This is a genomic window from Lacrimispora sp., assembly GCF_032078915.1.
In the GTDB taxonomy this organism is placed as follows: Bacteria; Bacillota; Clostridia; order Lachnospirales; family Lachnospiraceae; genus Lacrimispora.
This window is the reverse complement of the sequence record NZ_DAMAUN010000034.1, coordinates 22127-39936: the sequence shown is the minus strand read 5'-3', so window position 1 is coordinate 39936 and position 17810 is coordinate 22127. Positions and strand designations below refer to the sequence as shown.

Below are 17810 nucleotides of genomic sequence, written 5' to 3'. Positions count from 1 at the left end.
AAAGTTGGCAGAAAAATTAAAAGATATTTATACGAAAGCTTTTTTGTTAGAGTTTAGCAGAAAAGTTCAATCGGTATACCCCGATTTCCGTACAGCCGACTATATTACTTCTGTAATGGATGAAACATGGGACAAGCTGGCACTCAAGGCTCGTACTCGACGGATTTCCGAAAAGCTTGGAGTTTTTTTGCCAGACAGATATGAATCCGCTCTGGACATTCTATTTGAGATTGCCGATGATTGTGTAGGGTTTCCCTATCTTTTTTTCCCGGATTTTGTAGCTGTATATGGACAGGAAGAAAAACATTGGGAACTTTCCATGAGGGCACTAGAATACTTCACACAGAAATCATCTTCTGAATTTGCCATAAGGCCGTTTTTACTGCGTGACCCGGAACGGGTAATGAATCGTATGACTGCATGGGCAAAGCACAGTAATGAACATGTGCGGCGGTTTGCCAGTGAAGGTTGCCGCCCCCGTCTTCCATGGGGGGAGGCGCTGCCCATGTTTAAAAAAAATCCGACACCCGTTCTATTTGTTTTAGAGCTACTTAAGGAAGATTCCTCGCTGTATGTGCGCAAAAGTGTCGCCAATAATCTCAATGACATTTCAAAGGACAATCCTGACCTTGTGCTTGAAAACGCCCGTCAATGGGCAGGTAAAAATTCCGGCACAGATTGGATTATAAGGCATGGTTGCCGAACATTAATCAGAAACGCAAATCCAGAAGCAATGGTATTATTCGGCTATTCAAAGAAACCGATACTTACCACTCACGCTTCAATAGCGGCACAGCCTACCGTATTGACGATAGGTGAACGCTGTGAATTACAATATGAAGTTGATATTCAACCAGGCGAATCCGTATATGTCCGTATCGAATATGGAATCGACTTCATAAAGGCAAAAGGACAGGTATCACGGAAATCATTCCTTTTGTCGGACAAAACAGTATCCGGCGGAACACATCTTACCGGAACGAGAGTACACAACTGGTCGGATATGACAACACGCCGTCACTATCCGGGCGACCATCGAATTGTACTTTTAGTGAATGGGCAGGAAGCCGCTCATACCGTGTTAAGGCTTCAACCGTCGCCAAACAGATAATATCATAAAAAATTGGAGAACAAAAAAATGATAACGAACACTTTGCTTATTAAATTAAAAGAACGAAATAATGAAACTATTGAAAAGACAAAATCTGTGCTTTTAAGCATGGAGGGTAAAATTGAAGTCCTACGAGGAATACAGGTTCAGGCAGATATACGACGCGGAGAATCTTCGTATGATATTCTCTTAATCACTCATTTTTCCTCAATGGAAGATATGGAGGCTTATCTAATTAATCCTGTTCATGTAGAAGTATCGAAGTATATTGCGGGTGTAATAGAATCAGGCGCATCTGTATGCTTTGATGAATAAAAAGCTGCTGCAGGTAAGGCTTGCCTGTAAACCACTTCTACACAAAGGCATTGAATCCTATCATGATATGGTTTGCAAAGCTCACTGCTCTCTTGACCGTGGCGATGGAATTGAGCTACCACCTTACAGGTATAGTGTGTCTGTATGCTATTTTAAATGTACCGTATAATTTCATAATCTATGACAAAATGAAGTGCCCGCATACCCCTGAAAAGATATCCGGTATTAACATTTCAAAATAATTGCCATATAATGTTGTACAAACAGAATTACAGGTAAGGAGAATGTTAATGTATAATAATTCATTTTGTCCCCCGATTTATCAAAAAGCATCAGAGCAAATCCCAATTTCATTATCTAAATCCCTTCAGGGCAAATATTTTGCGGGGTTGAGCCGTGAAGAATTTGGTGGGGGCAAACATGCATGGGCCGGCCTTTTTAATCCCAGTTGTTCCGGTGTATTGCTTTTCGTAAATGTTTTTACGGTAGGTAATGTTACTGAAATTCCTTTTTCCTTTCAGGTTTGGCTGAATGCAACAACATCGGGAACAGCGAAACCAACTGATATGCAAAGTTCCGCAAATACGGCAATACAACCTGTTCCAAAGCCGAAGATCCAGTTTTTATATTCAGATAATGTTGATGGGGAACCTACGGGAGGAACGTTGATATTCGGGCGGCGTTGTCCTGCTGAAACAACAATCGTATCGGAAGAGGATGGAAAATTTATTTGCCCGCCAGGCGGAAATTTCTTGATAAATTGTCTTCCCCCGGAAACAAGTGACGAAAAAATAGTGGGCCGCATTGCATTTGGCTGGTGGGAAGAGCCTTGTAAATAATGTCTGCTGAATGAGGTGGCATTCCGATGCTCGGGAGCCAGTCAATCTGCTCCGAAGAGCCACTCATTCCGATTAGAGAGCCATAGACATTGAATGGGCAATCCGATGTTGAGAGCCACCTTTTTAATCCTATATAATAAACTTGCGGATTATTCCGTAATGCTTCAAGAGGAAGACGCAGACATCGTTTAGAGGGTACAGGCATTCATCAATCGTACTTTCCATCCTGTTTTCCGCATCCCATTTTACGTTCTCGGCAATCAGCATCAGTCAAATACTCCGCTGAAAGGAATTGCCGCTTTTCAGCTTGTTTCAAAAAGTATCCCAATGCGGATAAACATCATCATAAAATAAGGACCGGCTCTGCAGAAGAAGAAATACATACCATTAATAACAAGGGAACCGGCTGCCTGGTTTTAGGCGCAATCGTGATAACCGGTCCTCATGCGGCCAGTTTTATCATTCAAGAGGATAATGCCAGTGGCGGAACCTGAAGCCGGGCGAGAGCGCTGCCTTAAGCATTATCTTTTGCCCGGCCGAAGTTTGTTATTAGTCTGCGTTTTTGGCGATATCCAATAATGATCCTGAAAGTCAAAAATATATAGTTCCATTGATGGGAAAGGGAATTCTTATTTGCATAGCTCTTCTTATTTACAGTTACAGAACTACGATAACTTTTGTGCCGATGTTAATTTTGCTTTCTAAAAGAATCTCTCCACCGTGCCGTTCTATAATAGTCTGTATGATGGGCATCCCCAGGCCGTTGCCGGGAATCTGTTGTAAGCGGGAATGCTCTGCTCGAAAGAACGGCTCGAATGCCCGTACCGCATCTTCTTCTGTCATTCCAATGCCTGTATCACATATTAATACAGAAATTTTTCCGTCAAGAGTATTTTGAAGTTTCGCCTCCACCGTGCCGCCGTCTTTGTTATACTTGACGGCATTTTCAAAAAGGTTGTAAAAAGCAGATCTCAGCAGCATACGGTTGCCTGTAATCAAACAGTCATTTTGGGGAAGGATACAACAGAGATTCTTACGTTGAATAGCTTCCTTAAGTTCTTCCGCTATCTCACAAAACAAAGTGCGCAGAGAAATCTCATCATCCAATTCTGTTTTTCCCTGGGAGGATAATAATAGCAAATCGCTGACAATACAAATCAGCCGGTCAACATTTTGCTCCATAACCAGAATGGTATCCTTAAAGTCGTCAGCGCTTGGTAAATCGTCCAGACGTAACACCTGTAAAGATGTCTTCATTGTGGCAAGCGGCGTTTTTAACTCATGGGCTGCGCTGGCGGAAAAGCTTTTTTGTTGCTCAAAAGAGTTCTTAAGTCTGTCAAGCATACTGTTAAATGAAGCGGTGATACTACCCACCTCATCTTTCGCAATACTTTCTTCAATGGGCTTGCTTAGATTATGCTCGTTGATGTCGTGTATGGTTTCACTTAGTACCGTAAGAGGCCTCAACGCCCGCCCCATGATCCAATAGGTAACGCCGAGGCCAAAAATAATAATTGCAATTAACACTGTGACGCTTTGAAGGGAAAATCCTCTTTGTGCGGCCGTGATTTTTGTTTGAGCCGATAGGTTATTCAAAGTATCCGTATTCATATCATGGTTACTGTCTATCAGGGTGCTGTCTATGGGGGTGCTGTCCAGAATCACTTTGTTCAGTTTCTCATAAGCACCTTCCTGTAATTGTGGGGTGACAAAGTAATAGTTAGCGCTCAAAATTGACACTATGGTCAGCATCGTTGTAAGCAGTACAAGAAGAAGTCCTACCAAAAGAGTAATTCTAAGCCTGAGAGAAATTTTATGCATCTTGGTTCCCCTCTCTTATGACATAACCCTGCCCCCGGATATTTTTTATGCAGTCTCCCCCACCAGCCGACAGCTTCTTTTTCAGCGAATGCATGTGATATTTAAAGGAGTGGGAAAATAAATCAACCTCGCTGTCCCATACATGCTCAATGATTTCTTCGGCACTGATAACTTTTCCTATATGGAACATCAGGTACTCCAAAATGGAATACTCTTTATTGGTAAGGTTTATGGGCAAACTGTCTACGGAAACAGCCTTGCCTAGCATATCCAGTTCAAGGCCGCCGCAAATTAAAAGACTTTCCTTATAAGTAAAAGACCAGCGCAAAAGATTTCGTATCCTGGCAGTAAGTTCTTCAAAATCAAAAGGCTTTGATAAATAATCATTTGCGCCGCAGTCCAGCCCCATCACCTTGTCCTCAATCTCGCTTCTTGCAGATAAAATCAATACCTTCAACTCGGTGTCTGTTCCGCGAAGCGTCCTCAATACTGTAATGCCGTCCACCTTTGGCATATTAAGGTCGAGTATAAGAAGGTCATATTTATTTATCTCAAGATATTCCAACGCTTCCTCCCCATCATAGGTTTGGTCTACCGCGTAGCCCACTTTTTTAAGTCCTTTGGCAATTGCTGAGGACAATAATTTTTCATCTTCTGCCAACAGTATTTTCATATCTTCTCACCTTCTTTAATGCCTCAAAACCGCACAATATCTGTGCGGCTTTGAGATAATTTTACCATTTGTTCGGTTATTCTTCAACAACCACTTTTTTCAAAAGTTCAGCTCCGTCCGGTATCGATGGCGCCTCATCTTCATCATAGACTTTCAGATTTGCGTCAGCAGATACGGTTATGTCTACGAATTCTTTGCTCAACGTGACGGCATATGCGGGAATACCCGGCATTTCACCTTCGGCATAGGTTTGGATATCAGCAATGATACTGCTTACTGTTCCCTTAAGTTCGTGGCTGGCTGCATATGCGCTCACTCCTGTGGTTGCGACTAAAGCCATTGCAAAAGCTAGAATCATAGTTTTCTTTAATTTCATTTTTAATACCTCCATAAACTTTTTGTTTTTTTGTTTCTCGGCTACATCTTGAGTATACATGGATGAAGGTTAGATGAAAGTTAGGTTTAAAAATACTTTTTTCTTTAGCGCTAATACTTTCCATAAATGTCTTTGCTTCTTCTAATGATTTCAAAAGAAACCACTGCAAATAGCAATTTAAGCGCTATAGGAAGCACCGAGTTTAAAATCGGAGAAAATACCGGCTTCCCGCCTCTCAGGTATAGCTTTGATCCTGGAACAAACAATCTAATCATAAACCCATATGAAGATGAAATTGTGCGTGAAGTTTTCCGTCTCTTCCTTGCTGGGAAATCCATTGGACATATCTTTAGATGTATGGAAAAGACAAATGGTAATTGCAATTGTAACAGCACTGCTGTCCGACGCCTTCTGACAAATCAAACTTATGCCGGAAAAGTTACATTAGGGGATTTATGTTGTGATGGTATTTATGAGGTGATTATTTCAGGAAAAGATTTTCTTTCTGCTAGAGCTATGCTGGAACATAACCAAGAAATTTATAAAAGAACATATGGATTTAATACAGAAAAATATGAGGTGATTTATATGTTAGGAATACGTGGGCTTGAGGAAGACATTAACAGGTGTCCCCATTACCTTAGAGATAAAGAAGGACGCGGAACTGACCATACAAGCTGCGGATTTTATCGGAACCTTGAGACTAAAAAAGAAATAAGCAATCAAAAACAGCCCAAGTGGTTTGAACAATACTATGATAGATAGGCATCTATATGGGAGTATTTGGAATCGGGACAAATGTAAGGAAAATTGATAGCGTTTTAATCAGAGGCAATACATACCCCGTTGCTTGCATGGCTTTGTATGCTCCCGGCCACCCTCCGCGACCGCTACTTTTTAAATTTTGGGGCGAGGACGGGATTTTACAGACGATAACTGAGCTAAAAATAATCCATACTGATTTTAAGTGTTATGATGGTGATCAAGTAAATGAGTATAGGTGTTATGTGGTTTTCGGTGGTGTTCGATTTGGATTCAGGCTTATTATCTATATCTTGAGCCGTCAATGGGTTATGGTCGTTTGAATAAATATCATCGCATATTAGCACACTACCACTATCAAAAAGGCGGGTCCGGATAACGGATACCCACTTTTAAAAATATTAGTTCATCAGAATTCCGCGCTGCATTTAAAGAGGTAGGTTAATAAAACAAATGAAGACATTTTCATCTTGACATAAATTAGATGTTATAAAATACAGAAAATATATTTTATTTTTTAAAATATATTGACATTATATGATAATATATGTTATATTTAGAAAATGAATTAAGTTGGGAGATTATTATGGGAATTATCGGTTGGATTATCATTGGCGCTATCGCTGGTTGGCTTGCAAGTATGGTTACCGGAAACGATAGAAAAATGGGTGCACTCGCAAATATTGGAGTGGGTATTATTGGAGGTCTTATCGGCGGATTCATAATGAGTTTTCTAGGCGGTGAAGGCATTTCCGGATTTAATCTTTGGAGTCTTTTAGTTGCCTTTATAGGCTCATTAATTGTTTTATGGATATTTAATAAAGTTAACAAATAAAATAAACAGCTATTTTTTATTGTCTTTGAAGTAAAATTGAATGGCAAAATATGTTGACATAAAAAGTAGCTTATATTTTAATAGGTTTGTGGAAAGATTAGCTAAATAAAGGAGGCGTAATTTATGAATGATTCTATTAGAAGTAAAACGGATAAAGTTGTAGGTACTGTGAAGGAAAATATTGGAAAAGCAATAGACTCTGAACAAATGGAGCTGGATGGTAAATTGCAAAAGCTTACCGGCGAAACTAGAGAAAAAGTTGAAGAGACTAAGGAAAAATCCGTACAATTCAGCAAGGATATCAAAGAAGCAATTGCTGAAAAGGCAAATGATTTAATTGATTCGGTGAAGAAAAAAAATAAGTAAGTACTTGTTTTGATACTTTAACCTTGCTTTTTCTTCAATTAAATCTAATGTTTTAAACAAAACTGACGGAACAGACAGCGAAAGACCGACTATCGGCGTAAAACTAATAGTCGGTCTTTTATATTCTGCTTTTAATGTGACTCTCTCAGACGCTAATTAATAAGCATACTCCTCTTCCTCGACCAATCAATCCGATTGATGCATGGGGCCTCTTATCTTCTTTTGATGAAATCTTTGAAAACGGCACCCAAAGGAAACTCCTCGCATTATTCATTCCTCAATAGACCGAATTATTGTCTTAAATGATAACATTACTATATATTGGTCATTCTGTTAGTTCTAGCTCTGCCACAGTTTCCTCATTCCTCGATACCGTGATACTGATGCCGGGAGAGCATGGTCTGGCCTTGAAGGCTTCATGTTAGAATTTATAAATTTGAATTATACAGAATTTTCAGATAGTACAAAATACAATCTAAATTTATTCGCAGTTGCCAACTTCTCTATCATTCCATTAAACAATTTTAAGTGTTACTTGTTTCATTTCGCTATCAATTCTGCGAATTCTCTTAATTCCGAATGTATAAAATATGTCAATCAGTTCTCTTGGGCTTTCAGTATGTGTAAAAAACATCTATCATAAGTGATAATTCCCTAACAGATTATTTGTACTAAAATAATTTTAAAGCAAAGCGAACCATCCGCTATTTTACAAATCCCTGTCTCGTTTCATTGTTCCCCATTAATACAGATCCCCTGTACTCAAGTGCCTCTTTTAACCCTTCAAAATCCAAATAGTCCTCAATAAATTGCTTGCGTAGCAAGTTAAAAGGAATAAACTCGTTATATTTACCGTCGATCTGCACTTTCTCAGGTAAAGGAAGCTCATATAAATCTAAATCAGATTTTAAGATATCGGAAATAATATGTTCCAATTCTTCTTTCGCACCAGTAAAATTTACCTCTAAATAGACACAAGTAATCCAAGGATGTTTACTTCTTATTTTCCTTTTCAACAACGCATAATGAAGAGTTAATAGCTGTCGTGTCCCCACCCAAGGGAACACTGCGTATTTTATATCGGAAAGAGGGGTAACCAGATTTTCTAAAATACCGCTATTCCGGGCAATGTATTGTATTTCCGTTAATCGTTCACGGCACCTTTCACTAAGGTACGGATACGACAAATCACCTTGAAGAATGCTGCGGATCTTTTTTACTAAAACAGTATGCAGCTCCGCATCGAAATCCACGTCCCAGTCAACGACTGAAATACCTGGTACTTTTTTAACAAATATAACCTTTGATTTTGTATTGACATCAACCGTTTCCCATGTCATGCCCGCCAATGCAAAACGAGTACCAACAGGATAAATCTTATCAACAGTACCGATTGTACGGTTTTCATCTTTAACAAGCAAATATTCTGGTGCAAGGAAAACCGTGAGAAAATGATGACTATTTACAATTTTTTCTCCTTCTCTGCCGATCATCAAGCCCCCATGTTCTGTTCGCTGTAATTGCTCAATATTAATAAGATGAGTCAATAACTGTTTATAATCCTCCTGGGAAATATGGCTAAAACAACCCAAAGTAAGGATAACCTGTGCAAGAGCTGCAGGGGAAAGTTCACCACTACTTTTTAAGTGGCTCATCGTTTGATGATACAGAAGGTTATAGGCATGATGATGGGGATAAATTGGTTCTATCCAATGGTCCTTAATATACAGCTCAATAATAGCAATCGTTCGGATAAATTCCCAATTGATAGGCCCCAGTGTATCAGCTGGATTGATTCGGATATCTTCAACAAAGGTGAATAGCAGTTGTGGAACCTGACCTCGGCGTCCACATCTGCCAAGCCGCTGTGCAAAGCTGGAAACGCTGAGCGGAGCGCCGACCTGTACTGCCTGATCGAGCGAACCAATGTCAATACCCAACTCCAATGTAACGGTTGCACCGGTGACAATTTTATCATCACTTGATTTCATCTCATCCTCTGTGTTTTCGCGAAGTAACGCAGAAACATTTCCGTGATGAACCCGGTAAACATCGGGCGCTTTTTTTTGTAACGCAATTTCACGAAGATTCGCCATAACAAGTTCGGTTTCTTCCCGGCTGTTTGTAAAAATGATAGTCTTTTTATCAAGTGTCATCTTAAATAAATATTCATAATGCTCACGATCACCCATATTCCCGCCTGTTGCAGCCTTGTTATCGCTTGCGTCGTTGTCAGCGATATCACGCTCATCGTGCAGGTTAACAAAACGTTCCACATGAAGTTTGATACGCTTCTTTCCATCTTCCGTTATAGGAGCGGCACAGCTACGACCGGTTCCTGTATTTAGCCAATTCTGCGCGAAAGACACATCACCCAGCGTTGCCGAAAGGCCGATACGCCTTGGATTTACGCCAGTCAGCTTTTGAAGACGTTCTAAGATGCACAACAGCTGAACACCCCGGGAATCGCGCATAAACTGATGTACTTCATCAATAATGACAAATCGCAAATCAGAGAACATTTGGAGGCAGGCGCCACGCTTATTGGTCAGAAGGCTTTCAAGTGATTCCGGGGTAATTTGGATAATCCCTTCTGGATGCTTGATCAACTCATTTTTCTTGGTTTGTGATGCGTCACCGTGCCATTTGCAGACAGGAATATGTGAATCAACAAGTAACTGCTCAAGACGTTTGAACTGGTCGTTAATAAGAGCTTTCAGCGGCGAAATATACATTACGCCTACCGAACGGGAAGGCTTCTCATACAGCTCCGTAAGCACAGGCAAAAAAGCCGCTTCGGTTTTTCCAGAGGCTGTACCAGAGGAAAGCAGTAAATTGTCATCACTGTCCCAAATGACCTCGCAAGAGGCAACCTGAATTCCACGTAATTCCTCCCATTTGTTCTGATATATGAAATCCTGTATGAAAGGAGCAAGTCTGTTAAATACATCCATCTTAGTTTACACCTCAAAATCTAAAAAATCACTGTGTATCGTTTCATCGGACAGACCACCCTTGGCCATCTCAAAGCTGTTGCTGCCTAAAATATCAGACACACTTCTCTTTGGGTTCTGATGCAGAATATTGACAAGTTCGATGAAATCGCGGATGATTTCTCTCGGAGTGATATGTGTGCCTGCACCAACACGATTATATTCCACCGTCAGAAAGTACAGTAAATCCTCGTGACTCATCGTAGGTGTATAGTTGTATAGCTGTGCATGAATGTCCCGCAGTTTTTCAACGAGAACATACACCTCTTCTTGTGTAAGCATTTGCAGCCTGATAATGGGAGCTGTTAAGTCCTTTATCTCGTCAGTGGCAAAATGTCCTTCTGCAAGGCGAGACCGAAGTGCTTCATAACTGAACAAACCTTTGTATTTATCTTCAATACACTGAGGTGTACCGCCGATTAAAAATCCAATATGCTTTGCTTTGCCCTGTAACACGTCGTTATACATGGTCAGAATTTTTTCATAATTGTTTTGTCTTGTGATGGAGTTTGGAATCTTAAAGATATTGACAAGTTCATCAATGAAAACCAATAACCCCTTATATCCGGCGTTTACTAAAAAAATAGCAAATATTTTCAAAAAATCATACCATGTTTCATCTGTAACAATGAAATTAATATCCAAATCTGCCTTTGCCTCTTTGCGGGATGTATATTCACCGCGAAACCACTTCAGTACATTTGATTTCATTGCGGCATCATCTTGTTGGTAGGCTCTCCAGTAAGCAGCAATTGCCTTGGCGAACTCAAAACCGTTAACCATACCCTCAAGAGAACCAGCTACGGCATATATCTGTTTTTCAACTAATCGATTGAACTCTTCGCCTTCTGCTTCGGACTGTGCTCTTATAGACGCTTGTATGCCTGAGATCCATTTTTCCAAAATCAACGGCAGTGCACCACCATCCGGCTTTGATTTCGTTGAAAGATTTTGGATCAGTTCTTTGTATGTTGCAAGTCCCTGCCCTTTAGTTCCCGCAAACCGCCGTTCAGGTGAAAGGTCAGCATCAACCACAGCAAAGCCTTTTGCAGTCGCATAATTGCGTATGGTTTGAAGTAAAAAACTCTTACCGCTGCCATACTTACCAACAATAAACCGAAAAGAAGCACTTCCATCCTCAATCATTTCAATATCATGTAAAATCGCTGCGATTTCCTGTGTTCGTCCTACCGTGATGTATTCAAGTCCTACGCGGGGAACGACACCGCCCTTTAATGCATTTATTAGTATATTGGCTATCCTCAACGGCAATTTATTTTCCATAACATTACACCATTTCCTTAATTTTAGTTATATATTCTTCATATATAGTTAAATAATCGTCAAGTTCAAGAATGTTATCACCAATTGTGTCAATCGCCTTTTCATTAATACTGTCAGCCAGCACTTCCAGCATAACTCCGTTGGCATCTGCAAAATGTTTCAGATTTGTATCCCCTTGAAGGATTAATTTAAGCGCATTCACTTCTGTTTCCCCGAGTATATTAAAAAGACTTGTCCAATCGTCTTCAATTGCTGCAGAGGCATCGGCAAAAACAGTTTGAGATATAACAGGACTGGCCTCTACTGTGCTTGATTCAAAATATATCATAGGCTCAGTATCCGGAACAACTAGTTTTTCCTGAGTATTATCAGCTTCCAGTCTTATTTTATGAAGAGAAGTTTCATCCACGGATACAACAACTTTTGTCGCTTCTTTGTAATACTCATTCACCGCTTCGTGAATAATATTTTTAAGGGAAAGGCCCACAGATTCAAGCTTTTTTATAAACTCTCTGTCAACCGCATTAATATCAGCAGACAGCTTGTGTCTGAATTTTGTAACTTTTCGTAACTCGGATTCTGTTTGTTTCATAATATAGCCAATGAGCTGCCGGCCGCTATTCATAGCCAGCGTGGAGCTAAAAGACCAATTGTTTTTAGAACATATATATATTTCTTTATCGGAAAACACAACTTTCTTATCCGGTATCTTAATCGCTGAATAAAACAATGCATCCTTAAAAGGCGTCCATACAGACATCTTATTTGTCGGATAAAAAATCAAATCGTCAAAAATGATACCAGCTCTATTAAAAATAATTCTAATTTTATGGATTACTGTACAAAAACAATCTCTGAGCTGCCCTTTTGTATCGTCGGTAAAAAAAACTGATTTTCTGATATCATACTTTGAAATATTGCAAAATAAATCAAAGTTGTCGTTCATGTCTGTTTCGTACATGAATACTTTGGCATAATATGCTTGCAGATTATTTTCACAGACAAATTCCTTAAATGGCTTGGGGAGGTCATAATAAATATGATAATCCTTTATCCATTTAATCACATATTTATCAATCGAAGAGTTAAAACGCTTGAAAGCTCTCCAAAAAAACATAAGCTTATCAAGGCCTTCCTGAGAATCAACCACTCCGATATTATGAATCAGCTCATAAATATAAACAAAGGCATATGATAATGAAACGTTTGTGACATTACCTTTTCTTACATCAGTCCGCCACGTAAAATATGTTCTGAGCTGCGCATAACTCATTTGCTGGTAATAAGGAAAGTAGTTTAAAAACTCTACATAACCATTGTAATTATCCTCGTAATCCTTCATAAAAACAGCTTGTTTATAGAATACTTTAGAATTGTTAATCCGTGTTTGTTTGTCATAAAAATGAGAATTGAATTTAAAAGGAATCTGGATATCTCTTGCTATTTGTCTCATTTCATTAAATATCTTACGATTCTCATCAACGACAGGATTTACTACTTGTGCCTGAGGTATAGAAAATGCCTGATTACTGTTTGTTCCTCCGTCAATTTCAATCTCAGCAAAAACCTCATCTTCAGAGGAAACAGAAGTGACACTTTGTAGAAACTTTTTTAATTGATTTTCCTTTTCTTCAAAAAAAGAAATTTGGCCCGGTATTTTAACAGATTTATATTTCTTGTCATTATTGTTCATACGCATTTTAATTACGAGAAATACCCGCTACCTCCTTTTTTTGATATAATCAGTCTCTCTTAAGAGTCTATTCCTTTCAATCATTGACAGCTGAAACAAACTTAATTGATCATCATCTTCATCACAATTCTTTTATTGCGGCCTATATAGATAATATATCATATTAATTTGGATAAAGCAAACAAATGTTCTTACCATTGATTCATTTCTGGTAACTTAAAAATGGTTCTCAGAGCATCACTCTAAGAACCATTTTATTTCTTTTGCCTCACCCGAGAGTTATTCGTACTATCAGCTTATGAAAGCTGCTTTACAGACTCCATTGACGCATTTACAGCTGCCGTATCACCCATGATTGCAACAAGGACAATATGCTGGGGACAAGTTCCATTTATCTCTGCTACTTCTACGTCTGCAGTCTTTTCAGCAACATCCATAGCTGCTATAATAGAGCCTAATGGTCCCTGGATCAGCCCAACTGCTTCAATGCTTCCATCTGCCAGCCAATCCTTTATTCCCTTATCATGAATCCTGTTTTTAAGTAACGTCATTACGCTCTTTGACGGACGATTGATGATTGTAAAAGACATCATATCTAATCTCCCTTATCCACCGATCTGGCAATCCAGACCTGACCTTTTGGCAACTTTGAGCAGCACTTCCATCTGTTCACTTTTCATGGGTTCTATTCCCTTTAAGGAATAGTCTTCTCCGAGTCCTTCATATTTTGCCTCCCCTAATCGGTGGTACGGCAGAAGATGAAGACGCTTTACGCCCTGTATGGAGGCCGCGTAGGTGGTGATCATTTCAATCTCCTTTTCCGTATTATTGAATCCGGGAACAACCGGTACACGAATGATCAGTTCTATTTTTGCCAGGCCGATCCTCCTGATATTTTCCAGTATTCCTCTGTTTGACTGTCCCGTAAATTTCAGATGCTTTTCCTCATCCGCGTGTTTCATATCACACAGTGCCACATCAAGCCAGGGAAGAAGCTGTTCAACTACTTCATATTCTCCAAACGCTGATGTTTCAATGGCAGTAGAAATCCCCTCAGACTTGCATGCCTCCAACAAAGATTTGGCAAAATGAGGCTGCATCAGAACTTCCCCTCCGGAGATTGTTAAGCCGCCATGGGAACGGTAATAGTAAATCATGTCTTTCCTGATCTCTCTCATGACTTCCTCTACCGTCATTTCCCTCCCGATCAGCTTCTGTTTTCCCTGAACAAGCATATATTGCGGTTCTCTGGTCAGATTCTCCGGATTGCAGCACCATTTACATCGCAGAGGGCATCCCTTCAGAAAAACGAGGGTTCTGATGCCCGGTCCATCGTGAACGGAAAATCTCTGAATTTCTGAAACAATTCCTTTCGCCTCATATATTCCCTGCATGTTTCGCCTCTCACTCTCCTAGAATACCTGCTCTGTACGATTAATAATGTCATCCTGAAGGCTCTTATCAAGGTAAATGAAATGAGCACTGTAGCCGGCCACACGGACAACCAGATTCTTATATTTATCCGGATTCTTTTGTGCATCAACCAAAGTCTCACGGCCCACTACATTATACTGTACATGCATTCCTTTTTGATCAAAGAATCCTCGTACCAATGCAGAAAGTTTTTCCAGTCCTTCTCTTCCGCTAAGTGCAGAAGGATGGAATTTCTGATTGAACAATGTTCCATTTGATACGATCATATGGTCTAAATGTGCAACCGAATTAGCTGCTGCTGTCGGCCCATTGGTGTCCCTTCCAGATACCGGTGATACACCGTCAGCCAAAGGTTCTCCTGCCTTTCTTCCATCCGGCATTGCGCCAGTCTGTTCACCCATTGGCACATTGGCAGATACCGGATATAAACCTGGCTGGAATTGCCCTCCCCTGACGTTTTTGTACTTTTCCACTTCACGGCAATATACCAGTGCAGAAAGTCTTGCCAAGTCATCCGCTGCTTCAATATCATTTCCGAATTTCGGCACATTTTCCATATCTTCCAGCATACTGCTGTAATCGTCAGAAGCTTTCTTCCCTGTTATTCCATGGGATGTAATCTCTGCAAGACGGGTAATCTGGTCCGGAGTCAGGCTCTTTCCTCCTTCTGTCAGACGGCGTACTACTTCCTTTAAAATCTCTGCATCCACGGCTTCCACAGATGTTCCACCGAAGTTGTCCTCCATGGCTTGTTTGATCTGAGCAAGGGTATACTTTTTCTTATCAAATACAAGTTCCTTGATGCACATCAGAGAATCGCCCACATTTGCAACACCAACGCCCTGAGGTCCGGTAAAGTTGTAATGGGCTCCACCGCACTGAATCGACGTTCCTTTTCCAATGCAATCGTCTACCATAGATGATACAAATGGAAGGGGAGCTCTCTGACCATGGGCCATATCAACTGAATTATCTGCATTGGTAAGGAATCTTACACAGTATTGCATCTGTTTCTGATAAGCCTCCAAAATCTGCCCAAAGCTTGTAAAGGAAGTGAATTCTCCGGTTTCAGGCGTAATTCTTACCCCATCCAGGCAGCCATTGTAAACCACCAGTTCCAGAACCTTTGCCAGATTAAAGAATGCTGCATCATGCCAGCCTTCCGTTTTTCCGCCAACCTGTGGCTCCACGCAGCCGATGATTCCATAATCCCTCGCATCCTCCAGAGTAAGCCCCCGGTTTACCAGTGCCGGAATAATTACCTCGTCATTGTAATATGCAGGCATACCAAGGCCCAGTCTTGAAGTTTCGGCAGCCTTGATTAACAGCTCATGAGGAGAACCGTTCCAAACACGGATAGAAATAGATGGCTGCGGAAGTTTGGTATGCTGGGTTGCTTCCATGCATGCAATAGACAATTCGTTGGTTGCATCGATTCCTGCCTGATCCTGTCCACCTACAATCAGGTTCTGGAACATGGGATAGCCGCCAAAGCCCTTGGTGGATCCGGTATCACGGACTTTGTTAACATCATTGAACTTCACCCACAGACAATCCAAAAGTTCCTGTGCTCTTTCCTTTGACAAATTCAAGCTATCGATATCTGCCTTATAATATGAATACATATACTGGTCAAAACGCATAGGAGAAATGGAGTGACCATTGGATTCAATCTGTAGGATTGCCTGAACAAACCAGAAGGATTGTAAAGCCTCATAAAAATTGTCCGCCGGATTAGCAGGAACTTTCCTACAGTTTGCTGCAATCACCCTCAATTCCTGAACCCGCTTCATATCTTTTTCTTCTGCTGCCATCTTTCCTGCCAGGTCTGCAAAACGCTCCGCATAACGAATAGCTGCTTTTGATGTGATGATCACCGCATTTAAGAAGTGGGTCTTCTCAATAGAGTCAGGGCAGCCTTTATCCAGATTCTCCAATGCCTTCTCTGCATCTTTGATGATGCCTGAAAAACCATACTTTAAAACCCTTCCATAATCAACGCTGATATGGCCTACACCATTAAAATAATAATTTCCCACAGTAAAAACATTGTGATTCATAGCTGTCTTTGTATCATCATACATTAATTCTGTTGCCAATTCATTTACAGTACGGCCATTCCAGTATGTAAAGCACTCTTTCAACCGATTTTTCACTTCATCTGTAATGGTAAATACATCACCCTTACGCTGTGCAAGAGAATCAAACTCTTCCAAAAGCCATTTGTTAGAGAATTCCGGGAAAATCTGCGTGGATCTCGGCGCAGTCGTGAGATTGCCTACAATTAATTCACCATCACGGATCACCAGGGTCATATTTTCCAGAATATATTCCAGCGCTTTTGCTCTTCTAAGAACCATCGGCAATGCTTCTGTCTCTTTATAAGACTTTGTTATCAGTAAAGCCCTCTCTGCTTCCACTGCCGGTAATGCCTTATATAATCCATCGATTAAGTTTTGAATTCTTGGGCTTGTTTCTACTGGCCCAATGTTTAATATCTGCTTCATGGTCTTTTCCTCCATCTCCACTACATTTTTTCTCTCAAAGGTTTCATGACTTTTTTATAAATTCCTCCGCCTAAAATACCTCCGAGAAAAGGTCCAAAAATCGGAACAATCAATCCATAAAAATTGCTGCCTAATGCGTATTTTCCCCAGCCTGCAGCCATCACAAACAACCTTGGGCCAAAATCTCTGGCAGGATTCATGGCAAATCCAGTCAGTGGGCCAAAGGCAATCCCACAGAAAACAACGATGGCGCCAATGGCAATGTCTCCGATTCCCGTATCGGGTGCAGAAACATTTCCTTTGTCTGTAACTGCATATATGGTAAGTACCAGCATTGCTGTAATGATTGTTTCATTAATAAATGCTTTGAACATTGATACCCCGGCTGCTGCTCCTGTTACAAAGATCCCCATAGCTCCGGTTCCTTCTGCAGTTCCTCTTACCCAGCCGTTCCCTTCTTCCATTCCATTGATTCCGGAAGAAAACAGATAGTATACAATTGCGGCAGCACAGAAAGCGCCAAGTATCTGCGCAGCTATGTAACACACAGCCTTTTTCTTGTCAAATCCGTCCCATACAACCAATGCTGCCGTAACTGCAGGATTTAAATGAGCGCCGCTCACACCTCCCACAATATAGATTGCAATCGTAATAGCCCCGCCCCAGCATACTGCCATAAAAGGATAACTAACATCGCTCATTTTTAACACCATAACTGCTACAGAGGCAAATCCAATGGAAACAAATATGAATGTGCCCAAAAACTCTGCCAAACATGGAATCAGTGTTTTTCCCTTCATG

At 40.5% G+C, this 17810-nt stretch carries 16 protein-coding genes; 6 read left to right on the top strand and 10 right to left on the bottom strand.

What is annotated here, in order from left to right; genetic code table 11:
• Nucleotides 1-4: 4 nt before the first annotated feature.
• From RT269_RS14630 to RT269_RS14620, 3 genes are all read left to right on the top strand, one after another.
• Nucleotides 5-1111 carry a DNA alkylation repair protein gene (locus RT269_RS14630; RefSeq protein ID WP_313183628.1) on the top strand — a complete coding sequence of 369 codons (1107 nt, stop codon included), beginning with the start codon at nt 5-7 and terminating at the stop codon, nt 1109-1111.
• Between the two features lie 27 nt (nt 1112-1138).
• A complete protein-coding gene (locus tag RT269_RS14625) occupies nt 1139-1426 on the top strand; it encodes a Dabb family protein (protein ID WP_313183627.1) in 288 nt (95 codons plus the stop codon).
• Between the two features lie 290 nt (nt 1427-1716).
• The gene (locus RT269_RS14620; protein WP_313183626.1) at nt 1717-2265 is read left to right on the top strand and encodes a DUF6143 family protein; all 549 of its coding nucleotides are present in this window, start codon (nt 1717-1719) and stop codon (nt 2263-2265) included.
• Between the two features lie 657 nt (nt 2266-2922).
• Here the strand turns inward: RT269_RS14620 and RT269_RS14615 are convergent.
• The 3 genes from RT269_RS14615 to RT269_RS14605 form a co-directional block, all read right to left on the bottom strand.
• Entirely contained in the window at nt 2923-4086 is a 1164-nt protein-coding gene (locus tag RT269_RS14615) for a sensor histidine kinase (RefSeq protein ID WP_313183625.1), read from the bottom strand.
• A complete protein-coding gene (locus tag RT269_RS14610) occupies nt 4079-4759 on the bottom strand; it encodes a response regulator transcription factor (RefSeq protein ID WP_313183624.1) in 681 nt (226 codons plus the stop codon). The genes RT269_RS14615 and RT269_RS14610 overlap by 8 nt, the downstream gene beginning before the upstream one ends.
• A gap of 76 nt (nt 4760-4835) precedes the next feature.
• On the bottom strand, nt 4836-5135 hold the full coding sequence (locus tag RT269_RS14605; protein WP_313183623.1) for a hypothetical protein: 300 nt from the start codon (nt 5133-5135) through the stop codon (nt 4836-4838).
• Nucleotides 5136-5279: 144 nt separating this feature from the next.
• Here RT269_RS14605 and RT269_RS14600 point away from each other — a divergent pair, with 144 nt between their 5' ends.
• The 3 genes from RT269_RS14600 to RT269_RS14590 all read left to right on the top strand — a co-directional run bounded on the left by RT269_RS14600 (nt 5280) and on the right by RT269_RS14590 (nt 7098).
• The gene (locus tag RT269_RS14600) at nt 5280-5900 is read left to right on the top strand and encodes a recombinase family protein (protein WP_313183622.1); all 621 of its coding nucleotides are present in this window, start codon (nt 5280-5282) and stop codon (nt 5898-5900) included.
• A 583-nt stretch (nt 5901-6483) separates the two neighbouring features.
• Nucleotides 6484-6732 carry a GlsB/YeaQ/YmgE family stress response membrane protein gene (locus RT269_RS14595; protein ID WP_313183621.1) on the top strand — a complete coding sequence of 83 codons (249 nt, stop codon included), beginning with the start codon at nt 6484-6486 and terminating at the stop codon, nt 6730-6732.
• 123 nt (nt 6733-6855) lie between these two features.
• On the top strand, nt 6856-7098 hold the full coding sequence (locus RT269_RS14590) for a CsbD family protein (RefSeq protein ID WP_313183620.1): 243 nt from the start codon (nt 6856-6858) through the stop codon (nt 7096-7098).
• 704 nt (nt 7099-7802) lie between these two features.
• Here RT269_RS14590 and RT269_RS14585 read toward each other — a convergent pair.
• The 7 genes from RT269_RS14585 to RT269_RS14555 all read right to left on the bottom strand — a co-directional run bounded on the left by RT269_RS14585 (nt 7803) and on the right by RT269_RS14555 (nt 17809).
• The gene (locus tag RT269_RS14585; RefSeq protein WP_313183619.1) at nt 7803-10052 is read right to left on the bottom strand and encodes a DEAD/DEAH box helicase; all 2250 of its coding nucleotides are present in this window, start codon (nt 10050-10052) and stop codon (nt 7803-7805) included.
• 6 nt (nt 10053-10058) lie between these two features.
• On the bottom strand, nt 10059-11375 hold the full coding sequence (locus tag RT269_RS14580) for an ATP-binding protein (protein ID WP_313183618.1): 1317 nt from the start codon (nt 11373-11375) through the stop codon (nt 10059-10061).
• A 4-nt stretch (nt 11376-11379) separates the two neighbouring features.
• Nucleotides 11380-13068, bottom strand: coding sequence for a TerB N-terminal domain-containing protein (locus RT269_RS14575; protein ID WP_313183617.1), 1689 nt, complete (start codon nt 13066-13068; stop codon nt 11380-11382).
• 296 nt (nt 13069-13364) lie between these two features.
• A complete protein-coding gene (locus RT269_RS14570; RefSeq protein WP_313183616.1) occupies nt 13365-13661 on the bottom strand; it encodes a BMC domain-containing protein in 297 nt (98 codons plus the stop codon).
• Nucleotides 13662-13673: 12 nt separating this feature from the next.
• Complete coding sequence (locus tag RT269_RS14565; protein ID WP_313183615.1) at nt 13674-14462, bottom strand: glycyl-radical enzyme activating protein; 789 nt, start codon at nt 14460-14462, stop codon at nt 13674-13676.
• An 18-nt stretch (nt 14463-14480) separates the two neighbouring features.
• Nucleotides 14481-17009 carry a glycyl radical protein gene (locus RT269_RS14560; RefSeq protein ID WP_313183614.1) on the bottom strand — a complete coding sequence of 843 codons (2529 nt, stop codon included), beginning with the start codon at nt 17007-17009 and terminating at the stop codon, nt 14481-14483.
• A 20-nt stretch (nt 17010-17029) separates the two neighbouring features.
• On the bottom strand, nt 17030-17809 hold the full coding sequence (locus RT269_RS14555) for an MIP/aquaporin family protein (protein ID WP_313183612.1): 780 nt from the start codon (nt 17807-17809) through the stop codon (nt 17030-17032).
• Nucleotide 17810: the final 1 nt, after the last annotated feature.

Coding starts and splice junctions, on each gene's coding strand:
- RT269_RS14580 (WP_313183618.1), bottom strand. CDS start 11,375: ATGGAAAATAAATTGCCGTTGAGGATAGCCAATATACTAATAAATGCA.
- RT269_RS14595 (WP_313183621.1), top strand. CDS start 6,484: ATGGGAATTATCGGTTGGATTATCATTGGCGCTATCGCTGGTTGGCTT.
- RT269_RS14560 (WP_313183614.1), bottom strand. CDS start 17,009: ATGAAGCAGATATTAAACATTGGGCCAGTAGAAACAAGCCCAAGAATT.
- RT269_RS14615 (WP_313183625.1), bottom strand. CDS start 4,086: ATGCATAAAATTTCTCTCAGGCTTAGAATTACTCTTTTGGTAGGACTT.
- RT269_RS14605 (WP_313183623.1), bottom strand. CDS start 5,135: ATGAAATTAAAGAAAACTATGATTCTAGCTTTTGCAATGGCTTTAGTC.
- RT269_RS14585 (WP_313183619.1), bottom strand. CDS start 10,052: ATGGATGTATTTAACAGACTTGCTCCTTTCATACAGGATTTCATATAT.
- RT269_RS14575 (WP_313183617.1), bottom strand. CDS start 13,068: ATGAACAATAATGACAAGAAATATAAATCTGTTAAAATACCGGGCCAA.
- RT269_RS14565 (WP_313183615.1), bottom strand. CDS start 14,462: ATGCAGGGAATATATGAGGCGAAAGGAATTGTTTCAGAAATTCAGAGA.
- RT269_RS14555 (WP_313183612.1), bottom strand. CDS start 17,809: ATGAAGGGAAAAACACTGATTCCATGTTTGGCAGAGTTTTTGGGCACA.
- RT269_RS14625 (WP_313183627.1), top strand. CDS start 1,139: ATGATAACGAACACTTTGCTTATTAAATTAAAAGAACGAAATAATGAA.
- RT269_RS14620 (WP_313183626.1), top strand. CDS start 1,717: ATGTATAATAATTCATTTTGTCCCCCGATTTATCAAAAAGCATCAGAG.
- RT269_RS14590 (WP_313183620.1), top strand. CDS start 6,856: ATGAATGATTCTATTAGAAGTAAAACGGATAAAGTTGTAGGTACTGTG.
- RT269_RS14600 (WP_313183622.1), top strand. CDS start 5,280: ATGATTTCAAAAGAAACCACTGCAAATAGCAATTTAAGCGCTATAGGA.
- RT269_RS14610 (WP_313183624.1), bottom strand. CDS start 4,759: ATGAAAATACTGTTGGCAGAAGATGAAAAATTATTGTCCTCAGCAATT.
- RT269_RS14570 (WP_313183616.1), bottom strand. CDS start 13,661: ATGATGTCTTTTACAATCATCAATCGTCCGTCAAAGAGCGTAATGACG.